At 66.1% G+C, this 13,962-nt stretch carries 12 protein-coding genes and 2 pseudogenes; 7 read left to right on the plus strand and 7 right to left on the minus strand.

Features of this window, described 5'->3' with window-relative positions:
• Positions 1–4: 4 nt before the first annotated feature.
• From CYFUS_RS08285 to CYFUS_RS08300, 4 genes are all read left to right on the plus strand, one after another.
• Positions 5–1,501: a polyamine aminopropyltransferase gene (locus CYFUS_RS08285; RefSeq protein WP_095984735.1), complete on the plus strand. Its 1,497-nt coding sequence runs from the start codon at positions 5–7 to the stop codon at positions 1,499–1,501.
• The gene (locus CYFUS_RS08290; RefSeq protein ID WP_198316505.1) at positions 1,492–3,126 is read left to right on the plus strand and encodes an FAD-dependent oxidoreductase; all 1,635 of its coding nucleotides are present in this window, start codon (positions 1,492–1,494) and stop codon (positions 3,124–3,126) included. The genes CYFUS_RS08285 and CYFUS_RS08290 overlap by 10 nt, the downstream gene beginning before the upstream one ends.
• A gap of 308 nt (positions 3,127–3,434) precedes the next feature.
• Positions 3,435–4,427 carry a DUF6310 domain-containing protein gene (locus tag CYFUS_RS08295; RefSeq protein ID WP_095984737.1) on the plus strand — a complete coding sequence of 331 codons (993 nt, stop codon included), beginning with the start codon at positions 3,435–3,437 and terminating at the stop codon, positions 4,425–4,427.
• A 1-nt stretch (position 4,428) separates the two neighbouring features.
• A complete protein-coding gene (locus CYFUS_RS08300) occupies positions 4,429–5,193 on the plus strand; it encodes a DUF5953 family protein (RefSeq protein ID WP_095984738.1) in 765 nt (254 codons plus the stop codon).
• Positions 5,194–5,660: 467 nt separating this feature from the next.
• On the opposite strand, the gene CYFUS_RS08310 is transcribed toward CYFUS_RS08300, so the two are convergent.
• On the minus strand, positions 5,661–6,869 hold the full coding sequence (locus CYFUS_RS08310; RefSeq protein WP_095984739.1) for an ISAzo13 family transposase: 1,209 nt from the start codon (positions 6,867–6,869) through the stop codon (positions 5,661–5,663).
• A 422-nt stretch (positions 6,870–7,291) separates the two neighbouring features.
• Here CYFUS_RS08310 and CYFUS_RS08315 point away from each other — a divergent pair, with 422 nt between their 5' ends.
• From CYFUS_RS08315 to CYFUS_RS08325, 3 genes and pseudogenes are all read left to right on the plus strand, one after another.
• Positions 7,292–8,041 (plus strand): Imm52 family immunity protein, encoded by a 750-nt coding sequence (locus CYFUS_RS08315; protein WP_095984740.1) that lies wholly within the window; start codon positions 7,292–7,294, stop codon positions 8,039–8,041.
• Positions 8,038–8,397: a hypothetical protein gene (locus tag CYFUS_RS08320; RefSeq protein WP_198316506.1), complete on the plus strand. Its 360-nt coding sequence runs from the start codon at positions 8,038–8,040 to the stop codon at positions 8,395–8,397. Before CYFUS_RS08315 ends, CYFUS_RS08320 begins: the two co-directional genes overlap by 4 nt.
• A pseudogene (locus CYFUS_RS08325) lies at positions 8,373–8,894 on the plus strand (twin-arginine translocation pathway signal); the annotation flags it as partial. The gene CYFUS_RS08320 and the pseudogene CYFUS_RS08325, both read left to right, overlap by 25 nt.
• 466 nt (positions 8,895–9,360) lie before the next feature.
• On the opposite strand, the gene CYFUS_RS08330 reads toward CYFUS_RS08325, so the two are convergent.
• From CYFUS_RS08330 to CYFUS_RS08350, 6 genes and pseudogenes are all read right to left on the minus strand, one after another.
• Positions 9,361–10,107 (minus strand): NADPH-dependent F420 reductase, encoded by a 747-nt coding sequence (locus CYFUS_RS08330; RefSeq protein WP_095984741.1) that lies wholly within the window; start codon positions 10,105–10,107, stop codon positions 9,361–9,363.
• Between the two features lie 30 nt (positions 10,108–10,137).
• Positions 10,138–10,563 carry a MarR family winged helix-turn-helix transcriptional regulator gene (locus CYFUS_RS08335; protein WP_232537443.1) on the minus strand — a complete coding sequence of 142 codons (426 nt, stop codon included), beginning with the start codon at positions 10,561–10,563 and terminating at the stop codon, positions 10,138–10,140.
• A 226-nt stretch (positions 10,564–10,789) separates the two neighbouring features.
• The gene (locus tag CYFUS_RS50425) at positions 10,790–11,119 is read right to left on the minus strand and encodes a DUF2381 family protein (RefSeq protein ID WP_232537776.1); all 330 of its coding nucleotides are present in this window, start codon (positions 11,117–11,119) and stop codon (positions 10,790–10,792) included.
• 384 nt (positions 11,120–11,503) lie between these two features.
• Positions 11,504–12,337, minus strand: a complete 834-nt coding sequence (locus CYFUS_RS52490; protein WP_232537444.1) for a hypothetical protein — start codon at positions 12,335–12,337, stop codon at positions 11,504–11,506.
• Between the two features lie 497 nt (positions 12,338–12,834).
• Positions 12,835–12,942 (minus strand): annotated as a pseudogene (locus tag CYFUS_RS54475) (hypothetical protein); the annotation flags it as partial.
• Between the two features lie 201 nt (positions 12,943–13,143).
• Complete coding sequence (locus tag CYFUS_RS08350; RefSeq protein WP_095984743.1) at positions 13,144–13,932, minus strand: hypothetical protein; 789 nt, start codon at positions 13,930–13,932, stop codon at positions 13,144–13,146.
• Positions 13,933–13,962: the final 30 nt, after the last annotated feature.

A 13,962-nucleotide genomic window follows, 5' to 3' on the forward strand; every position in this document is an offset into this window, starting at 1 on the left:
CACCGTGAACAAGACGCTCCTCTTCGTCACCGTCCTCGTCATCGCCACCTGTGGGCTCATCTACGAGCTCATCATCGGCGCGCTGGCGAGCTACCTGCTCGGCGACTCCATCACCCAGTTCTCCACGGTGATTGGCTGCTACCTGTTCGCCATGGGCATCGGCAGCTGGCTGTCGGGCTTCATCGAGCGGGGCGTGGCCCAGCGCTTCGTGGAGGTGGAGCTGGGCGTGGCCCTGGTGGGTGGGCTGTGCGCGCCGCTGCTCTTCCTCACCTTCGCGCTCACGGACGTGTTCCGCGTGGTGCTCTACGGCAGCGTGCTGCTCATCGGCACCCTGGTGGGGCTGGAAATCCCCCTGCTGCTGCGCCTGCTCAAGGATCAGCTCGCCTTCAAGGACCTGGTCAGCCGGGTGTTGACGTTCGACTACCTGGGCGCGCTCGCCGCGAGCATCAGCTTCCCCCTGTTGTTCGTGCCGAGGCTGGGCCTGGTGCGCACGTCGCTGCTCTTCGGGCTGCTCAACGCCCTGGTGGGTCTGTGGAGCACGTGGCTCCTGGCGCCGGTGCTCGCCCACCCGGGGCGGCTGCGCGTCAAGGCGGTGGGGCTCAGCCTGTTGCTCATGGTGGGGCTCGTCCTGGGCGACCGGTTGAGCAACTTCTCCGAGGAGCACCTCTTCACGGACGAGGTGGTGCACGCGACGAGCTCGCCCTACCAGCGCATCGTCCTCACGCGCGGCAAGCGGGGCTTCTCGCTCTACCTCAACGGCAACCTCCAGTTCGCCAGCGTGGACGAGTACCGCTACCACGAGGCGCTGGTGCACCCGGCCCTGGTGCGCGCGGGGAAGCTCGAGCGCGTGCTGGTGCTCGGAGGGGGTGACGGGCTCGCGGCTCGGGAGATCCTCAAGTACCCCGAGGTGAAGACGCTCACCCTGGTGGACCTGGATCCGGCGATGACCGGGCTCGCCACGCGCTACGGCGAGCTGGCCGAGCTCAACGCGCACTCGCTCGCGGATCCGCGCATGCACGTCATCAACACCGACGCCATGGAGTACCTGCGCGAGCACGGCGAGCCCTGGGACGTCATCGTGGTGGACTTCCCGGACCCGAACAACTTCGCGCTGGGCAAGCTGTACACCACGGGCTTCTACCGGCTGCTCAAGAAGCGGCTGGCGCCGGACGGGGTGGCCGTCATCCAGAGCACCTCGCCACTCTACGCCCGGCGCTCCTTCTGGTGCGTGAACACCACGCTCGAGGCCGCGGGCTTCTGGACGCAGCCCTACCACGCCCTGGTGCCCTCGTTCGGCGAGTGGGGCTACGTGCTCGTCGCCCACGAGGGGGTGCTGCCGCGCCGGCCACTGGTGGAGGGCTTGCGCTTCCTCTCCGAGGAGACGCACGGCTCGCTCTTCCAGTTCCCCCCGGACATGGGCCCGTTGCCCACGGAGGTGAACCGGCTGAACAACCAGGTGCTCGTCCACTACTACGAGGAGGAGTGGCGGCGGTGGAACTGACGCGGCGGGAGCTGGTGGCCGCGTTCCTCGGCTCGGCCGTGGCGGCCAGCGCGTGCCGCAAGACGGCCCCGCGCGAGCCCATCCCCGGAGCGCTCGTGGATCGGGTGGTGGACACGGGCCACCGGTTGCGCGCGGGCCCGCTCCCGCTCGCGGCCGAGGCCCAACCGGTGGACGTGCTGGTGGTGGGGGGAGGGGTGGCGGGCCTGAGCGCGGCGTGGCGGCTGGCGGCCGCGGGCGTGAAGGACGTGCGGGTGCTGGAACTGGACGCGGAGGCGGGTGGCACGGCGCGCTCGGGGAAGAACGAGGTGTCCGCCTACCCGTGGGGGGCGCACTACCTGCCGGCGCCCCTGGTGGACGCGGGCCCGGTGATGCGGCTGCTGCGCGAGATGGGAGCGGTGACGGGCGTGGACGAGCAGGGCCAGCCCACCTTCGACGAGACCCTGCTGGTGAGCGAACCCGAGGAGCGGCTCTTCTACCGGGGCGAGTGGTACGAGGGCCTGTACCTGCGCGCGGGAGCCAGCTCCGAGGACCTGGAGCAGTTGCGGCGCTTCGAGGCGCGGATGAACGCCTTCGCGGCGGCGCGGGATGGGCGTGGGCGCAAGGCCTTCGCGGTGCCCACGGCGCTCTCCAGCGATGACGCCGAGTGGACGGCGTTGGACAGGCTCTCCTTCGCGCACTGGTTGGAGGCGGAGGGCTTCCGCTCGCCCCGGCTGAAGTGGCTGGTGGACTACGCGTGCCGGGATGACTACGGCACCACGGCGGAGGGCGTGTCGGCGTGGGCCGGCATCTGGTACTTCGCCGCGCGGCAGAACGGGCAGGGGGAGCGCAGCGAGGGCTTCCTGAGCTGGCCCGAGGGCAATGGCCGGCTGGTGCACCAGCTCCTGTCGGCGCTGCCTCCGGGGCAGGTGGAGCCGGGGGTGTTGGTGCACACGGTGACGCCGGGGCCGGACGGCTGCCGGGTGGACGCGGTGGAGGCGGGCACGGGACGGCCCCGGGCGTGGCGGGCGCGGCAGGTGGTGCTGGCGTGTCCGCGCTTCGTGGCCGCGCACCTGGTGGCGCCGTGGAGGGAGCGGCGTCCCGAGTGGCTCGGTGCCTTCCAGTATGGGCCGTGGGTGGTGGCCAACCTGACGCTGTCGGAAGCGCCGCTGTCGCGCGGCTTTCCCCTGTCCTGGGACAACGTCCTCTACGAGAGCCGCAGCCTGGGGTACGTGGTGGCCACGCACCAGCGGCTGCGCATGGACGAGCAGGGGCCCACGGTGCTCACCTGGTATCTGCCCATGGCGGGGCTGGACGTGAAGGCCGAGCGAGAGAAGGTGCTCTCGGCGAGCTATGGGGACTGGGAGGGGCTGGTGATGGCGGACCTGATGCCCGCGCACCCCGGCATCGCCGCGCAGGCCCGGAGGCTGGAAGTCATGCGCTGGGGACACGCGATGGTGCGCCCCGTGCCGGGATTCCTGTGGGGCCCGGAGCGCCTCGCCGCCCAGGAGAGCCTGGGCGAGCACCTGCATTTCGCGCACTCGGACCTGGGAGGACTGGCGCTCTTCGAGGAGGCCAACTGGTTCGGCGTGAAGGCGGCGGAGCGGGCCTTGAAGGGCCTCGGCCGAGAGTCGCCGAGCTGGCTCTGAGCTGCCCTTGACCTTGCTGAGCTTCTGAGTGTGGAGGCGGCGGGAATCGAACCCGCGCCGGGCGGTGCGAAACCTCTAGCAGATTCGCGCCCTTACCTCGTAACCGCCCGGAATGCCTGGGAGTCGTCATCCCGCCGCGTCCCACCCTGTCCCGCCCCGTTCCAGGTCATTCCGCAGGCTCGTGCGACATATGCGCGACATGACGGGGAGCTGTCTGCGCACTCGTTCGTCGCTGTCGGGGGCGTTGTCATACTCCGACCGGATCCACCAGGACCCGCCAGGTCCTAGATCCAAGGGAGGACCCGACCATGCGTCTCCGAGCGTGCATCGCACTTCTGCTCTACGTCTCCGCCTGCGCGACGTCAGCGCCAAGCCCGGAAGAGCCCGTGGACTGGGACCCGAGGTATGCCAACCTCCAGCGAGCGGCGGCGCTGCCCTGGACGGATGGGGGGCGGTGCGCCGTCCGCGAAGCTTCCGAGCCCTGGCCCGTGCTGGCGGAGCGGTGCTATCAGGCCCTCGACCATGACCGGATCGAGTTCCACGACATCACCGGACGATGCGCGGTGGCCTCAGCGGGCGCTGCGGCAATGGGGCTCGGAGTCTGTGTGCTGGCCGCACCTGAGATCATCGTGGGGGCGGTAGTTGTGGCGGGCATTGTGGTGGTGGGCTTCGCGATCTCAGAGGCGCTGGAGGCTTACGAGAAGAAGGGCCGTCCCCAGGTTCGGCCGCCTACGCTGCCGCCGCCTACGCTGCCGGTGCCTGAGACGCGGCCTGTGCCGGAAGCGCGGCCGGTGCCTGAAGTGAAGCCCGTGCCTGTAACGAAGCCCGCCCCGCAGGAGACCTCGCCGGAAAAAGGGCCCAAGCCGGAGCCCAAGGGGCCGGATTTTTTCCCACCGCTGGAGCCACCCGAAACCTCGGAGCGAGATCGCAACAGGTGCGAGCCCATACCGAAAAATTATCACCGTGGCGGTAATAAATTGCACAACAAGTGCGCCGACAGAATTCCGAATAACATTAACCCAGGTGGGGATGTGTTCGTGAATGGGAAGGACTTCGACGCGCTGCAACTGGCCACGCGCACGCTGTGGGAGGTCAAGACCGATAACTTCGACACGTACCCGCCCGACCTTCGAGAAATTGTGGTCGAGAGTCAGGTGGAAGAGTTGCGGGATGAGCGTGCCCTCGCTCTGGCCTGTGGATTTAACTTCCGGGTCGGCGTGCGAAGCCCCGCGCACAAAGCCGCACTGGAGCGCGCTGCCCGCGATCTCAGGGGACTTATCGTCGTCATGGAGTGGTGCTGAGATGCCAGCCACACAAGAAAATGAAATTGCCATTACCGTTTATGCGCCTGCTCTGGTGGGCAACGATGGTCGCCCTTTGAGCGTTGTTCATGGCATGGAGCGCGCGATCCCTGGTTTGCACCTGGAGTGGACGATTTCTAGCGAGGGAAAGCGCATCCCAGTGCCGCAGCGCGAGGCATTCCTCGCCCGAGGGAGGCCAAAAGGGCGTGGGTTTCCGCTCCTCCGCAACGGGGATGATGACTTCCGGGTCACGGTCACTGGATTGGAATTACCTGCGGGCAGTTCGCCGGGTGGCCAAGCCCAGCTTGAGATTCATGCGGTGTTGCCTCTCACCGTAGACGGTATCGCGGCGGCAGCGAATGTGCTGGAAGCCATAGCAGAGGGTGCTCGCGCGTTCTGGGGGCACGCAACGCCATTCAGCGCAGGAGTGGACATCGCGCGCCAGACGAAGAATTGGCCAGACGATCTGGAGCCTCCGCCGCGAGGGCTGCCGGTACTCAAGTCCGCTAGTGCCATGCGCGTGCCTGAGATTCCGTATGACCTCGGATGGTTGAACTACTGGTCGGCCGCTGCCGCACGCACCATCGGCTTTCCGGACCCCGCCCGCGACGCGGAGTTGCTGTCACGGGCGCGGCACACGGCGACGGGCGGGTGGGTCGTGCAGCTCACCGATGCCCCACTCGACCTGGACAACCCCGCCCACCTGGACGCGCTCAAACGGGCCTACGAGCGCTTCCCGGAGATCGGCGGGCGCTCCACGCCTTGAGGCTCGGCACGGCTCGCAGTGGCCGTGCTCAGGGCCCCGCCTGCTGGCTCACCGGGAACTCGACGTTCCCGAGGGTGACGGTGCGCGCCCCTGTGCTTCCCATAGCTTGAGGGTACAGGGGCAGCCGAGTTGCGCGCGCTCCCCCTCGATGCCCACCACGACAGCACCGGCACCATTCGCGGGGATGGGCGCCAGTGGCCAACGGGCAAGCTCCACCTGTCTCCCTGTCGCGTCCACCAGCGCCGCCCCCGCCAGCGTCCAGGGCTCGGCGCCGGGGTTTAAGAGGAGCAGCCGCACAGTCATGCTTGCCGGGTGGGTCTCGCCCGTGGGCGTGTAGCTGTAACTCCAGACCCCCTTCACCCCGAGCGCGTTGGCTGGAGGCTTCGTCAGAAAGCTAAGGGGGCTGGAGGAAATAACTTTTCCCTTTCAGGAAAGCACACAACCCGTCGCAAGGGGATGTCTTATGGCTACTTGGGAAGGAGCATGTAGTTCCATTCTCCATGGAAGTCATCGCGCTTGAGTTTCAATGCTTCCACCTCGTCGTCACGTACCTTGATGCCCGTGGGGTAGTCCGCCATGTCGAGACTGGCCTGAATGTGGAGTCCCTTTGCCGTTGTCGTGCTGCCAATCAGATTGACGATGACTTCTCGGCTCTCCAACGGGCGTCCGCGCCAGTTGTGAGTAATGTGGCAGAACATGCGATGTTCGATTTTGTTCCACTTGCTGGTGCCAGGTGGCAGATGGCTGACGGCCATCCGCAAGCCCGTTTCGTCCGCCAGACGCTGCAACTCCACCTTCCACAGTCGGGCACGGGCGCTGTTGCTACCGCCACTGTCGGCGATGATGAGCAACTCCTTTGCCTTCGGGTAGCGTACGACGCCCATCTCCAACCACCATGTCCGAATGGTTGCGAGCGCGAAGGCCGGGGTGTCATGCGTTACCCCAACGCTCACCCAGCCTTCGTTGGCTCCCACATCGTAGACGCCATAGGGCAGGGCTTTGCCCAGCTCCTTGTCTACGAAGTCGTAGGCGCGCACTTGAGGTGGCTGGCCCTTTGGAGTCCACTCTCGCCCAGCATTCTTGAAGTCCCCCACCAGTTCCTTCTTCTTGGCGTCCACGGAGATGACCGGAGAGCCTCGCCCCTGGAACTCCTTCACCCGGGCGTTCACGTACTCGAACTGCGCATTGCGATCCGTGTGTTGGGCCCCCTCATGGGTCTTACGATTGCTCTGCATGCTATAACCCTGCCGGTGGAGAATCTCGCCCACCGTATGGGCGCTGATGCCATGGCCCTGGTTGTGCAACTCCTCTGCGAGTTTCAAAGTGCTCTTGCACGTCCAACGCAACGGAGAGGTGGGATCGCCGCGGGTCACTGGGTCAACCAATGCTTCGAGGTCCGCCAGCAACGTTTCATCCCTTGCGGTTGCCTTCTTTCGGCCTCCACCGGGTCGACGTGCGCGGTACACCTCTAGCGGAATGCCTTGCTTCAGTTCCCTCATTCCCCGTCGAATCGTTGGCAGCGACAGTCCTGTAGCTTGGGCGACCAGCCGAGCTCCTTTGGACCCCATCGCAATGGCCTCTGCTGCCGCCCACCGTCGACGGACCGCCTCATTCATGCCAGCGCGCAGTGCTTCGTACTTGCTCTGGATGACCTTTAGCAATGCGCCCTCGTCCATCCGCCTTCCTCACTGCCGAGTTCATTGGAGCAACAACTGAAAGGGAAAAGTTATTTCCTCCAGCCTCCTTAGCACAACCGCGCACGGCGGGGTCGAACAGCGGGACCAGGGTGGTGGGTGGGCCCCTCCCTGCATGACGGCCTCTCCAAGGTCGGCCGTCCCCACCACCTCCGCCAGCAAACATCCCACGACCACCACCCCAGTCCCCAACTTGAGACGGTCCTACTCATCACGAGTAGTCACGCCGTGGAGGACGCGCAGCAGCTCGCATCCTGCTCTGACCTTCGACTCTGGCCACTCACGCATGAGGTGCACGGCGCGTTGCACTTCTGGTGGCGGTGCTTCGGAAGTATTTCGACGCGAACGGCCTCCAGGCCATGGACGTTGTTTACACTCAACCCCTGTAGTGAGGGCCACGACGCATGAGCGAGACGTACGGAATAAAAGCCTACTGGGGCCACAGGCCCGAGTCGGCTGAGCAATGCGCGCGCCGGGCGGAGGAATTCTTCCGGCTCCTCGCGGAGTGCCACCCCGCTTTTGCCCGGTGGTACGAGAAGAGCAGTTCGGAACGCGAGGGGCTGCAGCTCGGCTTTGAGCCCACCCGCGAAACATTCCTTAAATTCTTCGGCCGGGAGAAGTACCAGAGCGGAAAGGATGGCTTCAGGTTCGGCGCATGGACGGGCCGTGAGGCGGACGATCAGGGCGCCATGGTCATGCTCAGGTGCGGCTCGAAGGGGGAGGTGGCACCCAACAACCTATGGCTCTTCTTGCCCAGGGAGGCCCTGGGCGAGGAGCGTGTGCTCACGGCTCCCGTTGTCGCCGGCGCTATGCGCGCCATTGCGGTGGCGTGGGAGCCTGAGTGGGCGGTCGCGACCGCTGACGGGCTGTGGGACGAGCTCTCTGGAGGCAGTCGGCTCGGCTGCTTCGTGGGATGGATGACGTACTTCTCGCGGGAGCGGGGCGAGGTGCCACCGCTGGCGGCGCCGGTGCGAGGCGAGCCCCTGGGTGACAAGGGCACGCTGATCACGCTCACCCCCGAGCGCCTCACCCCAAGCAATCCGGAGCACGTGGCGCTCGCATGGCGGGCGCAGACGGAACTCGAGGAGCGTGGGCTGTTCAGGTTGATGGTTCCGCCAGGGTCCAGGCGGAACACCGGAACCGTGCCCGAGTGACTCCCAACATCCACTACGAAAAGCGAGAGATTGTCGGTGAGCGGCTGGAGCTGGCTATGGGCCTGATCTACTGGCTCGGCCCCGACCTCACGGTGCGCGACTCCACTGTCATCATCAGTGCGGCTGGGCGGTCGCTGGTGCCTATGTCGGGCCAGTTCATCAACTGCACCATCCAGGCGAAGGGCCAGCTTACGGGCCTGCCTTGGGCACCGATGAAGTTGACGGGGTGCCGGTTCAAGGGTCGCTTTACCGGCAATGACTTCGGCTTCCGCGAGGACGTGGACGAGAGGTGGAGGGCGGGTGGGATCGACGACTGCGACTTCTCCGAGATGGGCCGTGGGTGGTGGCCAACCTGACGCTGTCGGAAGCGCCGCTGTCGCGCGGCTTTCCCCTGTCCTGGGACAACGTCCTCTACGAGAGCCGCAGCCTGGGGTACGTGGTGGCCACGCACCAGCGGCTGCGCATGGACGAGCAGGGGCCCACGGTGCTCACCTGGTATCTGCCCATGGCGGGGCTGGACGTGAAGGCCGAGCGAGAGAAGGTGCTCTCGGCGAGCTATGGGGACTGGGAGGGGCTGGTGATGGCGGACCTGATGCCCGCGCACCCCGGCATCGCCGCGCAGGCCCGGAGGCTGGAAGTCATGCGCTGGGGACACGCGATGGTGCGCCCCGTGCCGGGATTCCTGTGGGGCCCGGAGCGCCTCGCCGCCCAGGAGAGCCTGGGCGAGCACCTGCATTTCGCGCACTCGGACCTGGGAGGACTGGCGCTCTTCGAGGAGGCCAACTGGTTCGGCGTGAAGGCGGCGGAGCGGGCCTTGAAGGGCCTCGGCCGCGAGTCGCCGAGCTGGCTCTGAGCTGCCCTTGACCTTGCTGAGCTTCTCGGGATGGAGGCGGCGGGAATCGAACCCGTGAATCAGGCGATGGAAAACCCCAAGCAGGACGAGCTGTTACCCGCTATCGCCTTGATTCTCCTCGGATTCGTCATCCCGCCCCAGTCCGTTTCGCCCCGTCTCGTCCCGTTCAATTCCCCGCTGGAGGGGCACACTGGGGGCACATGCTCAGCGATCTGGCTTCGGCGCAGCCGGGAAGTTGACGTTACCCAGGGTAACAACCCGGGTGCCCGGAGACTCCCAGAGCTTGAGCGTGCAGGGGCACGCTAGGGTCCAGGCTCTCTTTCCGTGCCCACCACCACGGTCCCATCACCTCCGGCCGGGACGGGTGCCGCCTGCCACGCGGATAGGTCGATCTACTCGCGTAGCTGTACGTTTGGCCGCCCACGAAGAATCAGCGTGCTCCGAAGCGAGTTGAGACGGCTCCTCGTCACATATACAACGCGCGACTCAGACGAACACCATACTCCGCATCAGGATTTTTTTTACCGTCGCCAACACGTTCGATCAATGCCGCCACCACCAGGTCACGCCGCTTGGGCAATCGCGCCGCCTCGGCTGCCGCCAGCGCGGCCAGCATCTCCTCGCGGGTAAGGTCCGTGCAGTAAGCGGGCGCGCCAGGCTGCTGCCGCCAGGACTCCGCGAGCGTCCCCGAATAGAAGGCATCGAACCCGGTGTCTTCGACGAGCGCCATTCCCACCTTGCGATCCGTTTCGCGATCGGCCGCGACGGGGAGAGCGATGCGGTCCGGAGTCCCCGCGGGCTTCCCCCTCTTCGCTAAAGAGTCGGAACCGATCGAGTTCCATGCCTTGACGATCGGTCGGCCCAATCGCTCGGCCACCCACAGGCTCTCGACTTGACCCGCTTCGATGGCGTCGATCTTACCGTCGCGAAGCGGATAGTAATTCGAGGTGTCGATAACAACAGTCTCGGATGGCAGGCGGGCGATCAGCGGTGCAACCCTCAGAATACTCTGCGGAGGAATCGAGAGGATCACAACGTCAACGTCCACTGCGGCTTCCGCCGCCGAAACCGCGCGTCCTCCTGAGGACAGCACGTCGGCTCCGATCGTCTCCGGGCCGCGGGAGTTGGCGACCTTCACGTCGTGTCCGGCCGCGCTCAGCCTTTTCACCAAGCTCTTCCCAATATGGCCAGCGCCAATAATGCCAATCTTCATGATCGAATCTCCTTGTATTGCGTGAAGGCTTCACTTGGGTGCAGGGTACGCAAACGTTTCGAGCGTACGGCGGAGGTCGTTCAGTTCCTTCTGGGTCATCTGGCATGCCGACTTGATCTTGTCGGTGATGCCTCGGATCTCGGCTTCGAGGGCGCGACCATCAGGTGTCAGGTCGACCAGCACGCGGCGTTCGTCGGCGGGGTCGCGTGTTCGCGTGACCATCCCAGAGACCTCAAGCCGCTTGAGTAGCGGCGTGATAGTTCCCGTATCCATGTCCAGGCGGGCACCCAATTCGCCGACCGAAAGTGGCGCGCTATCCAGCAACTCCAGGGTTGCGAGATACTGGGGGAAGGTCAGGCCCAACGGCTCAAGGAACGGCTTGTGCAGCCGCACCATCCGGTTCGTTGCGCTGTAAAGCGCGAAGGAAATCTGTGTGCCGACGTTCCGTTGTTTCAAAGTAGTTCTCGTCTGGTGCGCTAGTACCTAGTTCACTAGATAATTGGGCGTGGACGGCGTGTCAAGCCGCCTATGGGGTGGCGCGGATGCGGTGACTGCATGACTCGGGCGCCAACTCGCCGCCAAGCAGCCTGTTGACTGGCACCACGCTCAGCATTCAGGAAAGCCGCGTCGGCCGACCAGTGCGACATATGCACGACATGGCAGGGGGGAGCTGTCCGCGCGCTCAACGCCCCGGTTTCGGCCCCTCGGGGAAGCGGACGTTACCAAAGGTGACGGTGCGCGACCCCTGCGCTTCCCAGAGCTTGAGCGTGCAGGGGCAAGCGAGCCGCCCCGGCTCCCTCTCCGTGCCCACCACCACGTTTCCATCAGTGCCGGGGACGATAGGCGCGCGCTGGAAGGCGGACAGATCCACCTGTTCCCCCGCCGAGTCCACCAGGGCCGCGCCCGCCGTAGTCCAGGGCTCCGCGCTCGGGTTGGACAGCAGCAACCGCACGGCGAGGCTCACTGCCTGGGTGCCTTCCTCTCGGGTGTAGCTGTACGCCTTGCCCTCCACCAAGAGGAGAGCGTTTCCCGGGGTGTGCTTCAGACGGCAGCCTCTACGGCCAGCTCGCCCAGGGAACCCTGGGCTGGCGCTCGACGCCGGGCACCGTGACGTTCCCGTGGTGGGCTCGGGGACACCGCAGTCCGGTTTGCCCGCGGTGTCCCATGTCACCAGCCGCGGAGTGAGTCGCAACGCATCGTGGTGGATCTACTCGCATGACGTCCCCCGGGATCTCACCGAGCGCCTGCTCCGGGCGGGCTTCGAACTCCAGGAGCGGGTGACGCTCGTCGCGCTCGACACGAGCGTGACCTTTTCCCCCGTCCGCCTTCCTCCCGGAGTACCTCCCGCTCGGCGGAGTGACGTGGCTCGTTGCCGAGAGAGAGTGAGCGCGCCTTCTCAGAAGGTCGAGTAGGTCACCGCACCGAACCAGCCCTCGGCGGCGTTGAACGGGCCCACCCAATCGTCCGGCCTGCGGGTGTAGCTGAACGCGGCGATCTGCAACCGCGCCTCACGGTTCGGGAAGTAGGCCGGACCCAGATTGAATTGGTTGTCCGGGTTCGCCGGATGCCCCGCGACCCAGGTCCCGTTGAGGGAGTAGTCCCAGCGCCAGCCGGACGAGGAGTTCCAGTACTGCAGCTTCAGCGTGTAGGTGCTGCCCGCGGTGATGGGCAGGTAGTTATAGAAGGGCGCCGCGCCGTTGAAGTTGGCCTCCAGGGTGGGGCCCCAGATGTTGAAGAACATGCTGCTCCCGGTCCCGGGAAAGGTCCGGAAGCCGATGGACCGGTAGTTCTGCTCGCTCTCGTAGATGCCCACGTTGAGGCCGCACTGCGTCGGGGGCGCGGCGGGATTCGGGCTCTGGTAGCATACGGGCGAGACCGGCACCTCGATGATGATGCCATTGGTGAAGCTGACCTTGTTGAGCGACGCGAGCAGGAATCCATCGCCGGTCGGCTCCCCGGCCTTCCCACCCATCTCCGCATGGACGTAAAGCCTGCCATTGCTCGGCGCGTAGCAGGTGTTGGGTCCGGCCAGCGCGGCGTTGCAGTCGGGTTTCCAGTTGTTGATGACCCAGCGCTTGCTGGCGTCGAGCACCCACACCTGCCCGTCGGACCCGATCGTGCCGCCGACGTTGAGCTGCGGCGAACTCCAATCCTCGAACGTGGTGGCTCCCGCGGAAGTGGTACCTGCAAGCGCCATGAGCGCGATGATGGATTTGAATGCTCTGAACATGCGCACGTCTCCTTTAGATAGAGGCGGCGGACTATACCGTGGAGTGGTTCGGATACTAACGCCCGTACAATGACACCTCGAACTCTGGCTCGGAAAGGGCCAGCAAGGCCATGACGCTGGCCTTTCTCCAGGCCTGGCCGCTGGGAGTAGAGGGAGGAGGGGCGCCCTCGCGGGGTGAAGGGAACAGGGACGTTGGCTGCCAACCCGCCCGCCGCCGCGGTGCCTGTCGCACCACCGTGAGCGTCTTCTCTTTCCCTGGGGCGTGTCCGGACATACGCGAGGATGGCCCTCTTGAGCTCGTCGGTACTGGCGTTTGAGGCGGGCGGAGAGGGAAGGGGGGCGGTGTCGCTGGAGCGTTGCTCCAGGCCAGGCGTTGGCGCGGGCTGAGGCAGGTCGGCCTGGGGCGGCACGTCGGCGAACTGTGGGAAGCTGGGAGGGCTGATTCCGAGCGCGTCCCGGATGAAGAGATTCTCGGTAATCACCCAATGACACGCCGCCGTATAGGCCTCCACCGCATGGCTGACGGCCAGCACGGCCGTGCGCCGGTCGTGCGCGCGCAAGCGCAGGAGCACGGGAGTGAAGTCGGCGTCGCTGGACAGAATCATGAACTCGTCTAGAGGGGGACAACCTCCACGGCGAGCACGTCACGTATGACGTGGAATGCTCCGTTGAATGGAATGGAAGAGAGCCCTACTGGGCCAGGGGGGGCGTTGCGGTGCTCGACACCGGAGCGGCCATCCGCTTGAAGGAAGACAGCAGGGGATTCTCCTGGGGAGGGTGGGAACAGCGGGGGGTTGTTGATGACGTCAGGGAACTCCGGCCTCGCGGAACAGGAGCTCCCGCTCCACCTTGAATTTCACTGGCTTGTCATCGAGGAGCGAGCCCTTGGGCGCGTCACCCACCTGCAGCTTCGCGCCCTTGACGTTGGGACGGTCCTCCACGTCCACCAGCAGGCCTTGCGAGAGCTCCTCCTGGGTGAAGCGCCGGTCCTTGAACTTCACCAGCACGACGTGGTGGAAGTCCGGGCTGCCAGACAACTCGTGCACGAGGAAGGTGGCGCCGGGCGAGCCAAAGACCCGGTAGAGCAGCCGCGGCACCGTGGCGCTGTTGGGCACGAGCTGGCTGTACCAGGGGATGGCCTTCACCTGGACTTCCACGTCCTTCCACTCCGGGCTGGCCGCACCCGGCTTGGAGATGGAGACCTTGAAGCTCTTGAGCGTGCCCTCGCGCACGGCGGAGAGCTCGAACGGCTCTGCCGCCTCGAGGAGGTAGCTGTCCGAGGAGAAGGTGGGCTTGCGCTTCTTCCAGGCGGGATGGACCAGCTTCGCCGAGATGACCATCTGCTGGGTGTCCGGCGGGGTGAGGGTGGCCAGTGGCCACAGGAACGCCGCCTCCGGGGTTCCAATCACCAGCATGGGAGGGGGGCCCGACGGGGATGGCGAGCGCACCTCGGCGGCCGGCTGGGGCGGGACCTCGAACCGCTGCGAGGCGGGAGGAGTGGGGGCCTGGGCCAACTCGAGGTGATAGGCGGGGGGAAGGTCGGCGTACATGGTCAGGTCCAACAGGGCACGAGAGGACGGCGGGGGCTGGAGCACGCGCTCCAGCCCAGGTGGGAACAGCGGGGC

The sequence above is a fragment of the Cystobacter fuscus genome, from assembly GCF_002305875.1.
Lineage (GTDB): Bacteria > Myxococcota > Myxococcia > Myxococcales > Myxococcaceae > Cystobacter > Cystobacter fuscus_A.

Excerpts from the sequence above, each read along its gene's own strand:
- CYFUS_RS08295 (WP_095984737.1), top strand. The coding sequence starts at position 3,435 with ATGCGTCTCCGAGCGTGCATCGCACTTCTGCTCTACGTCTCCGCCTGC.
- CYFUS_RS08300 (WP_095984738.1), top strand. The coding sequence starts at position 4,429 with ATGCCAGCCACACAAGAAAATGAAATTGCCATTACCGTTTATGCGCCT.
- CYFUS_RS08310 (WP_095984739.1), bottom strand. The coding sequence starts at position 6,869 with ATGGACGAGGGCGCATTGCTAAAGGTCATCCAGAGCAAGTACGAAGCA.
- CYFUS_RS08315 (WP_095984740.1), top strand. The coding sequence starts at position 7,292 with ATGAGCGAGACGTACGGAATAAAAGCCTACTGGGGCCACAGGCCCGAG.
- CYFUS_RS08330 (WP_095984741.1), bottom strand. The coding sequence starts at position 10,107 with ATGAAGATTGGCATTATTGGCGCTGGCCATATTGGGAAGAGCTTGGTG.
- CYFUS_RS52490 (WP_232537444.1), bottom strand. The coding sequence starts at position 12,337 with ATGTTCAGAGCATTCAAATCCATCATCGCGCTCATGGCGCTTGCAGGT.